This is a genomic window from Streptomyces sp. CAI-85 (assembly GCF_013363615.1).
GTDB classification, from domain to species: domain Bacteria; phylum Actinomycetota; class Actinomycetes; order Streptomycetales; family Streptomycetaceae; genus Streptomyces; species Streptomyces antibioticus_B.
Window position 1 is genome coordinate 1 of sequence record NZ_JAANNX010000112.1, and the last position, 9,264, is coordinate 9,264.

Consider the following 9,264-nt stretch of genomic DNA (forward strand, 5'->3'; position numbering starts at 1 on the left):
GGCGCCGAGGGCGTCTTCGTCGGCTCCGGCATCTTCAAGTCCGGCGACCCGGCCAAGCGCGCCGCCGCCATCGTGAAGGCCACCACCTTCTACGACGACCCGAAGATCATCGCGGACGCGTCCCGCAACCTCGGCGAGGCCATGGTCGGCATCAACTGCGACACCCTCCCCGAGGCCGAGCGCTACGCCAACCGCGGCTGGTAGTCCCCGATGAGCACACCTGTCATCGGCGTCCTGGCCCTCCAGGGCGACGTACGGGAGCACCTCGTCGCCCTGGCCGCGGCCGACGCCGTGGCCAGGCCGGTGCGGCGCCCCGAGGAACTCGCCGAGGTGGACGGCCTGGTCATCCCCGGCGGCGAGTCCACCACCATCTCCAAGCTGGCCGTCCTGTTCGGCGTGATGGAACCTCTCCGCGCGCGGGTGCGGGCCGGGATGCCGGTCTACGGCACCTGCGCCGGCCTGATCATGCTCGCCGACAAGATCCTCGACCCGCGCTCGGGCCAGGAGACCGTCGGCGGGATCGACATGATCGTGCGCCGCAACGCCTTCGGACGCCAGAACGAGTCCTTCGAGGCGGCGGTCGACGTCAAGGGCGTCGAGGGCGATCCTGTAGAGGGCGTCTTCATCCGCGCCCCCTGGGTGGAGTCCGTGGGCGCCGCGGCCGAGGTGCTCGCCGAGCACGACGGCCATATCGTCGCGGTCCGTCAGGGCAACGCGCTGGCCACCTCGTTCCACCCGGAACTGACCGGCGACCACCGGATGCACGCCCTGTTCGTCGACATGGTGCGCGCGAACGGCACGGCGGAGTCCTTGTAGGATCTCTGGCGTTCGTTAGTTGGATGGTTACGCGAAGGAGACAGGCAGATGTCCGGCCACTCTAAATGGGCTACGACGAAGCACAAGAAGGCCGTGATCGACGCCAAGCGCGGCAAGCTCTTCGCGAAGCTGATCAAGAACATCGAGGTCGCCGCGCGGATGGGCGGCGTCGACCTCGAGGGCAACCCCACGCTGTACGACGCCGTCCAGAAGGCCAAGAAGCAGTCGGTCCCGAACAAGAACATCGACTCCGCGATCAAGCGCGGCGGCGGTCTCGAGGCCGGCGGCGCCGACTACGAGACGATCATGTACGAGGGCTACGGCCCGAACGGCGTCGCGGTGCTCATCGAGTGCCTCACCGACAACCGCAACCGCGCCGCCTCCGACGTGCGCGTGGCCATGACCCGCAACGGCGGCTCCATGGCCGACCCGGGCTCGGTGTCGTACCTGTTCAACCGCAAGGGCGTCGTCATCGTCCCCAAGGGCGAGCTGTCCGAGGACGACGTCCTCGGTGCCGTCCTGGACGCCGGTGCCGAGGAGGTCAACGACCTCGGCGAGTCCTTCGAGGTGCTCAGCGAGGCCACCGACCTGGTCGCCGTCCGCAGCGCCCTCCAGGACGCCGGGATCGACTACGACTCCGCCGAGGCCAACTTCGTCCCGACCATGCAGGTCGAGCTGGACGAGGAGGGCGCCAAGAAGATCTTCAAGCTGATCGACGCGCTGGAGGACAGCGACGACGTGCAGAACGTCTTCGCCAACTTCGACGTCAGCGACGAGATCATGGAGAAGGTCGACGCGTAACGCCGCCGCGGGCCGAGCGGATTCCGGCGGGCCGGTGGGACACACCCCACCGGCCCGCCGCCGTTGTCAGTGGCACCGGATAGCCTGCACGAACTGGGGGTACCGGCCGGCGAAGCCGGGGAGATGCAGGGGAGGGCGTGTGCGGGTACTCGGGGTCGACCCCGGACTGACGCGATGCGGTGTCGGAGTCGTCGAGGGCGTCGCGGGGCGGCCGTTGACGATGCTCGGCGTCGGAGTCGTCCGCACGCCCGCGGACGCCGAGTTGGGGCAGCGCCTGGTCGCCGTCGAGCAGGGCATCGAGCAGTGGCTCGACGAGCACCGGCCCGAATTCGTCGCCGTGGAGCGGGTGTTCAGCCAGCACAACGTCCGGACCGTGATGGGCACCGCCCAGGCCAGCGCCGTCGCCATGCTCTGCGCCGCCCGGCGCGGCATCCCCGTCGCCCTGCACACGCCCAGTGAGGTCAAGGCCGCCGTCACCGGCAGCGGCCGCGCCGACAAGGCCCAGGTCGGCGCCATGGTCACCCGGCTGCTCCGGCTCGCCGCGCCCCCCAAGCCCGCCGACGCCGCCGACGCCCTCGCCCTCGCCATCTGCCACATCTGGCGCGCTCCCGCGCAGAACCGGTTGCAGCAGGCCGTCGCCCTGCACGCGGCCGGCGTACCCCCGACATCGAAAGGCCGCAGAGGATGATCGCCTTCGTGAGCGGACCGGTCGCCGCCCTCGCCCCCGACTCCGCGGTGGTCGAGGTGGGCGGCATCGGCATCGCCGTCCAGTGCACACCCGACACCCTGTCCGGACTGCGCCTGGGCCGCCCGGCGAAACTGGCCACCTCCCTCGTCGTGCGCGAGGACTCCCTGACCCTGTACGGCTTCGCGGACGACGACGAGCGGCAGGTGTTCGAGCTGCTCCAGACCGCGAGCGGGGTCGGCCCGCGGCTCGCCCAGGCCATGCTCGCCGTGCACCGCCCCGACGCCCTGCGCCGCGCGGTGGCCACCGGTGACGAGAAGGCGCTGATCGCCGTCCCCGGCATCGGCAAGAAGGGCGCCCAGAAACTGCTCCTTGAGCTGAAGGACAGACTCGGCGAGCCGCTCGGCGCGCCCGCGCTCGGCGCCCCGGTCACCCAGGGCTGGCGCGACCAGTTGCACGCCGCCCTGATCGGCCTCGGCTACGCCACCCGCGAGGCCGACGAGGCCGTCACCGCCGTCACCCCGCAGGCCGAGGCCGCCGAGGGCGCCCCGCAGGTGGGCCACCTCCTCAAGGCCGCCCTCCAGACGCTGAACCGCGCCCGCTGACCCCACCACGCACCCCCGAGGCACATCCATGAACTGGGACGACACGACCGACACCGACGCCGCCGCGGACCGGCTGGTGGGCTCGGTCGCCGACCGCGAGGACCAGGCCGTCGAGGCCGCCCTGCGTCCCAAGGACCTCGGCGAGTTCATCGGCCAGGAGAAGGTCCGCGAACAGCTCGACCTCGTGCTGCGCGCCGCCCGCGCGCGCGGCGCCACCGCCGACCACGTGCTGCTCTCCGGCGCCCCCGGCCTCGGCAAGACCACCCTCTCCATGATCATCGCCGCCGAGATGGGCGCCCCCATCCGGATCACCTCCGGCCCCGCCATCCAGCACGCCGGCGACCTCGCCGCGATCCTCTCCTCCCTCCAGGAGGGCGAGGTCCTCTTCCTCGACGAGATCCACCGCATGTCCCGGCCCGCCGAGGAGATGCTCTACATGGCCATGGAGGACTTCCGGGTCGACGTGATCGTCGGCAAGGGCCCCGGCGCCACCGCCATCCCGCTCGAACTGCCGCCCTTCACCCTGGTCGGCGCCACCACCCGCGCGGGCCTGCTGCCGCCCCCGCTGCGCGACCGCTTCGGCTTCACCGCGCACATGGAGTTCTACGAGCCCACGGAGCTCCAGCGGGTCGTCCACCGCTCCGCGCACCTCCTCGACGTCGAGATCGACACCGCGGGCGCCGCCGAGATCGCCGGCCGCTCCCGCGGCACGCCCCGGATCGCCAACCGGCTGCTGCGCCGCGTCCGCGACTACGCGCAGGTCAAGGCGGACGGCGTGATCGACCGCCCGATCGCCTCGGCGGCCCTCGCGGTGTACGAGGTCGACGCCCGCGGGCTCGACCGGCTGGACCGGGCCGTCCTGGAGGCCCTGCTCAAGCTGTTCGGCGGCGGCCCGGTCGGCCTGTCCACGCTCGCCGTCGCCGTGGGGGAGGAGCGCGAGACCGTCGAGGAGGTCGCCGAACCGTTCCTCGTCCGGGAAGGACTCCTCGCCCGCACCCCGCGCGGCCGCGTCGCGACCCCGGCCGCCTGGGCGCATCTCGGCCTCACGCCGCCGCGCGCCGCGGGGTCCGGCGGGCAGCAAGATCTGTTCGGGACATGACCGCCGGATCTGTTCGGAGCATGACCACGGGGCGGGGACGGGGGACATCCGGGACGTCGGCGTGACATCGGGGACATCGGCGGGCCCGCGGGCGGGCCGTCGGCGGGGACATTCGCAAGGTCAGGAACCCAGGTGCCATGCTGAGCGTTGTTCCATGCACGCGGACTCGCTTAGACTCCGCCGATGCCGCCCTTGTCGGCGACACACATACCCCCATCCATCAGGCCGCTCACCATCGCGGTCGTCTGAAGGAAGTACCGACCCGTGAGTCTCGTGACCCTCCTCCCGTTCATCGTGCTCATCGGGGCCATGTTCCTGATGACCCGGTCGGCCAAGAAGAAGCAGCAGCAGGCGGCCGACATGCGGAACCAAATGCAGCCCGGCAGCGGTGTCCGCACCATCGGGGGCATGTACGCGACGGTGAAGGAGGTCAGTGACGACACGGTCCTCCTCGACGCCGGCCCCGGTGTGGAGCTGCTCTTCGCCAAGAACTCCATCGGCGCCGTCCTGACCGACGACGAGTACAACCGCATCGTCCACGGCATCGAGCACGACCTGAAGTCCGACTCCGACGTCGTCCCCGACGACGCCTCCTCCCTCACCAAGTCCGCCGACGCCGACGACTCCGCCGACGAAGCTGCCGCCGCCTCCGACGACGCGTCCGTCGACCTCGGCAAGAAGGACGCGACCGACGAGGTCGAGGAGCAGGCCGCCGAGGCCGAGGCCGACGAGGAGCCGAAGAAGACCGACGGCGACTCCGACGCGAAGAAGTAGTCACGCTCCCGGGGCGCACGGAACACACCCGTGCGCCCCGGGGTGTGCGCATCTCGCCGGAGATCCCGACTACATGTCATGGCCGCCGCAGCGCTGACCCGGCGCGGGGCGGCCCGAGAGGGAGTACGAGAAGGTGGCAGCACCCAAGAAGGGCCGGAGCGCGGGCGCCCAGAGCAAGCCAGGGCGCTCGCTGGCCTTGATCCTGATCGCCATCGTGGGGCTCACCGGAGGCATGTTCGCCTCCGGCCACACCACCCCGCGACTGGGCATCGACCTCGCCGGCGGTACCAGCATCACGCTGGAGGCGAAGGCCGACCAGGGGTCCGCGATCAACAAGGCCAACATGGACACCGCGGTCGAGATCATGAACCGTCGTGTCAACGGCCTGGGCGTCTCCGAGGCGGAGGTGCAGACCCAGGGCGACCGCAACATCATCGTGAACATCCCCAAGGGCACGAACTCCGAGGAAGCCCGGGCCCAGGTCGGCACCACCGCCAAGCTGTACTTCCGTCCCGTCCTCCAGCGCGAGGCACAGGGCGGCTCGGGGGACGCCACCCCGAGCACCGACCCCAGCGCCTCCGCCTCTCCCAGCGGCTCCGCCTCCCCGAGCGCGTCGCCCACGGACAAGGCCGCCGACAAGGCCGGCGACAAGGTCTCCGAGAGCTCCTCCAGCCCGTCGGCCGACGCCACCTCGCAGGGCCGCGCCGTCACCGACGCCCTGAAGAAGGCGCCCACGCCGTCCGGCAGCAGCACCCCGAAGGCCGACGACAGCCCCTCCGCGTCCGCCTCCGGTGACGGCGCCTCGGCCGCCGCGACGGACTACGCCACGCTCGACTGCACGAACCCCAAGCAGCGCGCCGCCGCCGGCAAGGACGCCAAGCGGGACCAGGACACCGTCGCCTGCGGCCAGGACGGCGAGGTGTGGAACAAGTTCCTGCTCGGCCCGGTCGACGTCGACGGCACGGAGGTCAAGAAGGCCCAGGCGACCTTCGACACCCAGACCGCCGCGGGCTGGCGGGTCGACATGACCTTCACCTCCGGCGGTGCGAAGAAGTTCGCCGACGTCACCTCCAAGCTGGCCCAGCAGACCAGCCCGCAGAACGAGTTCGCGATCGTTCTGGACGACGACGTCGTGTCCCACCCGTACGTCCAGACCGCCATCACCGGCGGCAACGCCTACATCTCCGGCAGCTTCACCCAGGACGAGGCCCAGAGCCTCGCCAACATGCTGTCCTACGGCGCGCTCCCGCTCTCCTTCAAGGAGCAGAGCGTCACCACCGTGACCGCCGCGCTCGGCGGTGACCAGCTCCACGCCGGTCTGCTCGCCGGCGCCATCGGCCTCGCCCTGGTCATCATCTACCTGGTGGCCTACTACCGCGGTCTGTCGCTCATCGCGATCGCCTCGCTGCTGGTCTCCGCGGCCCTGACCTACGTGCTCATGTCGCTGCTCGGCCCGGCCATCGGCTTCGCGCTGAACCTCCCGGCCGTCTGCGGAGCCATCGTCGCCATCGGTATCACGGCGGACTCGTTCATCGTGTACTTCGAACGCGTCCGCGACGAGATCCGCGAGGGCCGCACCCTGCGCCCCGCCGTCGAGCGGGCCTGGCCGCGCGCCCGGCGCACCATCCTGGTCTCCGACTTCGTGTCGTTCCTCGCCGCCGCGGTGCTCTTCGTCGTCACCGTCGGCAAGGTCCAGGGCTTCGCGTTCACGCTCGGTCTGACCACCGTCCTCGACGTGGTCGTGGTGTTCTTCTTCACCAAGCCGCTGATGACGCTCATCGCCCGCCGCAAGTTCTTCGCCGGCGGCCACAAGTGGTCCGGCCTCGATCCGAAGAGCCTGGGCGCCCAGCCGCCCCTGCGTCGCACCCGCCGCCCGTCCGGTCTTGGCGCCGGCCCTGTCGACACGAAGGAGGCGTGAGCGATGTCGAAGTTCGGCAACCTCGGCGCCCGACTGCACCGTGGCGAGATCAGCTACGACTTCATCGGCCACCGCAAGCTCTGGTACGGCATCTCGATCCTGATCACCATCACGGCCATCGTCGGCCTGGCGGTGCGCGGCCTGAACATGGGCATCGACTTCCAGGGCGGTGCGGTCTTCACCACGGAGAAGACCAGCGTCTCCGTCTCCCAGGCCGAGGAGTTCGCGACGGACGCCTCCGGCCATGACGCGGTCGTGCAGAAGCTGGGCAACGGCACGCTGCGCATCCAGATCGCCGGCATGGACACCGAGCAGTCCGACCAGATCAAGACCGAGCTGGCCAAGGACTTCAAGGTCGACCCGGAGTCGATCGCCGCCGACCTGGTCGGCCCGAGCTGGGGCGACCAGATCGCCAACAAGGCATGGCAGGGCCTGGCGATCTTCATGGTCCTGGTCGTGATCTATCTGGCGATCGCCTTCGAGTGGCGCATGGCCATCGCGGCGCTGATCGCACTGATCCACGACATCACCATCACGGTCGGCATCTACGCCCTCGTCGGCTTCGAGGTCACGCCCGGCACGGTGATCGGTCTGCTGACCATCCTCGGTTACTCGCTGTACGACACGGTGGTCGTGTTCGACTCCCTCAAGGAACAGACCAAGGACCTCACCAAGCAGACGCGCTACACCTACAGCGAGGTCGCCAACCGGTCGATCAACGGCACCCTGGTGCGCTCGATCAACACCACGGTCGTCGCGCTGCTGCCGGTGGCGGGCCTGCTGTTCATCGGCGGCGGCTTCCTCGGCGCGGGCACGCTCAACGACATCTCGCTGTCGCTGTTCGTCGGCCTCGCCGCCGGTGCCTACTCGTCGATCTTCATCGCCACGCCGCTCGTCGCGGACCTCAAGGAGCGCGAGCCGCAGATGCGGGCCCTGAAGAAGCGGGTCCTGGCCAAGCGCGCCCAGACCGCCTCCGACGACGGCATCTCGGACGGCCAGGGCTACGACACCGAGGACGCCACCCCGGCCGTCGTCGGACCGCGCGACCAGTCCGCGCCGCGCAGCCGTCGCCGGCCCTCCGGGAAGCGGCGATGACCGACGTCGAGGAGCTGCTGCTCAGCCGGATCCGCGATGTGGCGGACTACCCGGAGCCGGGTGTGATGTTCAAGGACATCACCCCGCTCCTGGCGGACCCCGCCGCGTTCACGGCGCTGACCGACGCCTTCGCCGAGATCGCCGAACGCACCGGCGCCACCAAGATCGTCGGCCTGGAGGCCCGGGGCTTCATCCTCGGCGCCCCCGTCGCGGTCCGGGCCGGCCTCGGCTTCATCCCCGTACGCAAGGCGGGCAAGCTCCCCGGAGCCACCCTCAGCCAGGCGTACGACCTGGAGTACGGCTCGGCCGAGATCGAGGTGCACGCCGAGGACCTCACGGCCGACGACCGCGTCCTCGTGGTCGACGACGTGCTGGCCACCGGCGGCACCGCCGAGGCGTCGATCCGGCTCGTCCAGCGCGCGGGCGCCGCGGTCGCGGGCGTCGCCGTCCTGATGGAACTGAGCTTCCTCGACGGCCGCCCCCGCCTCCAGTCGGCCCTGTCCGGAGCCCCGTTGGAGGCACTGCTCACCGTCTGACCACGGCCGTACGCCATGGTCGTACGTCACAGGGGCGGGCCCGGAGGAATCCGGTGCCCGCCCTCCGTGTTCCCCAGGTGGACGGCCCTCACAGTGGCCTGAAGGCGATCCCTGAGCCCGGGATCGCTACGATGGGTCCTCCGGGGCCTGACCGGGGGAACCGGATCGCGCACGAGGAGTCCTCTTGCCAGACGAGGCCCAGCACCTGACCGCAGCCAAGCCCGACTCCGCCGCGGGCGCCGCGGCCGAGCCCGCGGCGCACGCGCAGGACGGCGGCGGGCCGGTCGAGCACGACCGATCCGCGCCCGCCGACAAGCCGGCCGAGCGGACCCGTCCCAAGCCGGCCCCGCCCGAGCGGTCCCCGGCCACCCCCGCCGCGCGCCCGGCCGCCGGACAGCCGGCCGCCCGCTCCGGCGGCTCCTCCAACCGCGTCCGCGCCCGCCTCGCCCGGCTCGGCGTCCAGCGCGCCAACCCCTACAACCCGGTCCTGGAACCGCTGCTGCGCATAGTCCGCAGCAACGACCCCAAGATCGAGACGTCGACCCTGCGCCAGATCGAGAAGGCGTACCAGGTCGCCGAGCGCTGGCACCGCGGCCAGAAGCGCAAGAGCGGCGACCCCTACATCACCCACCCCCTCGCGGTGACCACGATCCTCGCCGAACTGGGTATGGATCCGGCCACCCTCATGGCGGGCCTGCTGCACGACACCGTCGAGGACACCGAGTACGGCCTCGACGACCTGCGCCGTGACTTCGGCGACGTCGTCGCGCTGCTCGTCGACGGCGTCACCAAGCTGGACAAGGTCAAGTTCGGCGAGGCCGCGCAGGCCGAGACCGTGCGCAAGATGGTCGTCGCCATGGCCAAGGACCCCCGCGTCCTGGTCATCAAGCTCGCCGACCGCCTGCACAACATGCGCACCATGCGCTACCTCAAGC

10 protein-coding genes and 1 pseudogene are annotated in these 9,264 nt (G+C 71.0%); all 11 read left to right on the forward strand.

What is annotated here, in order from left to right:
* Positions 1-204 (forward strand): annotated as a pseudogene (locus G6W55_RS36235) (pyridoxal 5'-phosphate synthase lyase subunit PdxS); the annotation flags it as partial.
* A 6-nt stretch (positions 205-210) separates the two neighbouring features.
* Positions 211-816 (forward strand): pyridoxal 5'-phosphate synthase glutaminase subunit PdxT, encoded by a 606-nt coding sequence (gene pdxT, locus G6W55_RS36240; RefSeq protein WP_030785954.1) that lies wholly within the window; start codon positions 211-213, stop codon positions 814-816.
* 48 nt (positions 817-864) lie between these two features.
* The gene (locus G6W55_RS36245) at positions 865-1,617 is read left to right on the forward strand and encodes a YebC/PmpR family DNA-binding transcriptional regulator (protein WP_078632872.1); all 753 of its coding nucleotides are present in this window, start codon (positions 865-867) and stop codon (positions 1,615-1,617) included.
* Between the two features lie 139 nt (positions 1,618-1,756).
* Positions 1,757-2,305 carry a crossover junction endodeoxyribonuclease RuvC gene (ruvC, locus tag G6W55_RS36250; protein WP_175524871.1) on the forward strand — a complete coding sequence of 183 codons (549 nt, stop codon included), beginning with the start codon at positions 1,757-1,759 and terminating at the stop codon, positions 2,303-2,305.
* Positions 2,302-2,907, forward strand: coding sequence for a Holliday junction branch migration protein RuvA (gene ruvA, locus G6W55_RS36255; protein ID WP_078632870.1), 606 nt, complete (start codon positions 2,302-2,304; stop codon positions 2,905-2,907). Before ruvC ends, ruvA begins: the two co-directional genes overlap by 4 nt.
* A gap of 28 nt (positions 2,908-2,935) precedes the next feature.
* Positions 2,936-4,006 (forward strand): Holliday junction branch migration DNA helicase RuvB, encoded by a 1,071-nt coding sequence (gene ruvB, locus G6W55_RS36260; RefSeq protein ID WP_175524872.1) that lies wholly within the window; start codon positions 2,936-2,938, stop codon positions 4,004-4,006.
* A gap of 264 nt (positions 4,007-4,270) precedes the next feature.
* Complete coding sequence (gene yajC / locus G6W55_RS36265; protein WP_030785939.1) at positions 4,271-4,780, forward strand: preprotein translocase subunit YajC; 510 nt, start codon at positions 4,271-4,273, stop codon at positions 4,778-4,780.
* 133 nt (positions 4,781-4,913) lie between these two features.
* Positions 4,914-6,698, forward strand: a complete 1,785-nt coding sequence (gene secD, locus G6W55_RS36270) for a protein translocase subunit SecD (protein ID WP_175524873.1) — start codon at positions 4,914-4,916, stop codon at positions 6,696-6,698.
* A 3-nt stretch (positions 6,699-6,701) separates the two neighbouring features.
* A complete protein-coding gene (gene secF, locus G6W55_RS36275) occupies positions 6,702-7,793 on the forward strand; it encodes a protein translocase subunit SecF (RefSeq protein WP_175524874.1) in 1,092 nt (363 codons plus the stop codon).
* The gene (locus G6W55_RS36280) at positions 7,790-8,329 is read left to right on the forward strand and encodes an adenine phosphoribosyltransferase (protein ID WP_175524875.1); all 540 of its coding nucleotides are present in this window, start codon (positions 7,790-7,792) and stop codon (positions 8,327-8,329) included. The genes secF and G6W55_RS36280 overlap by 4 nt, the downstream gene beginning before the upstream one ends.
* A gap of 184 nt (positions 8,330-8,513) precedes the next feature.
* Positions 8,514-9,264, forward strand: a 751-nt coding sequence (locus G6W55_RS36285; protein WP_175524876.1) for an HD domain-containing protein, incomplete at its 3' end; no start/stop codon positions are given.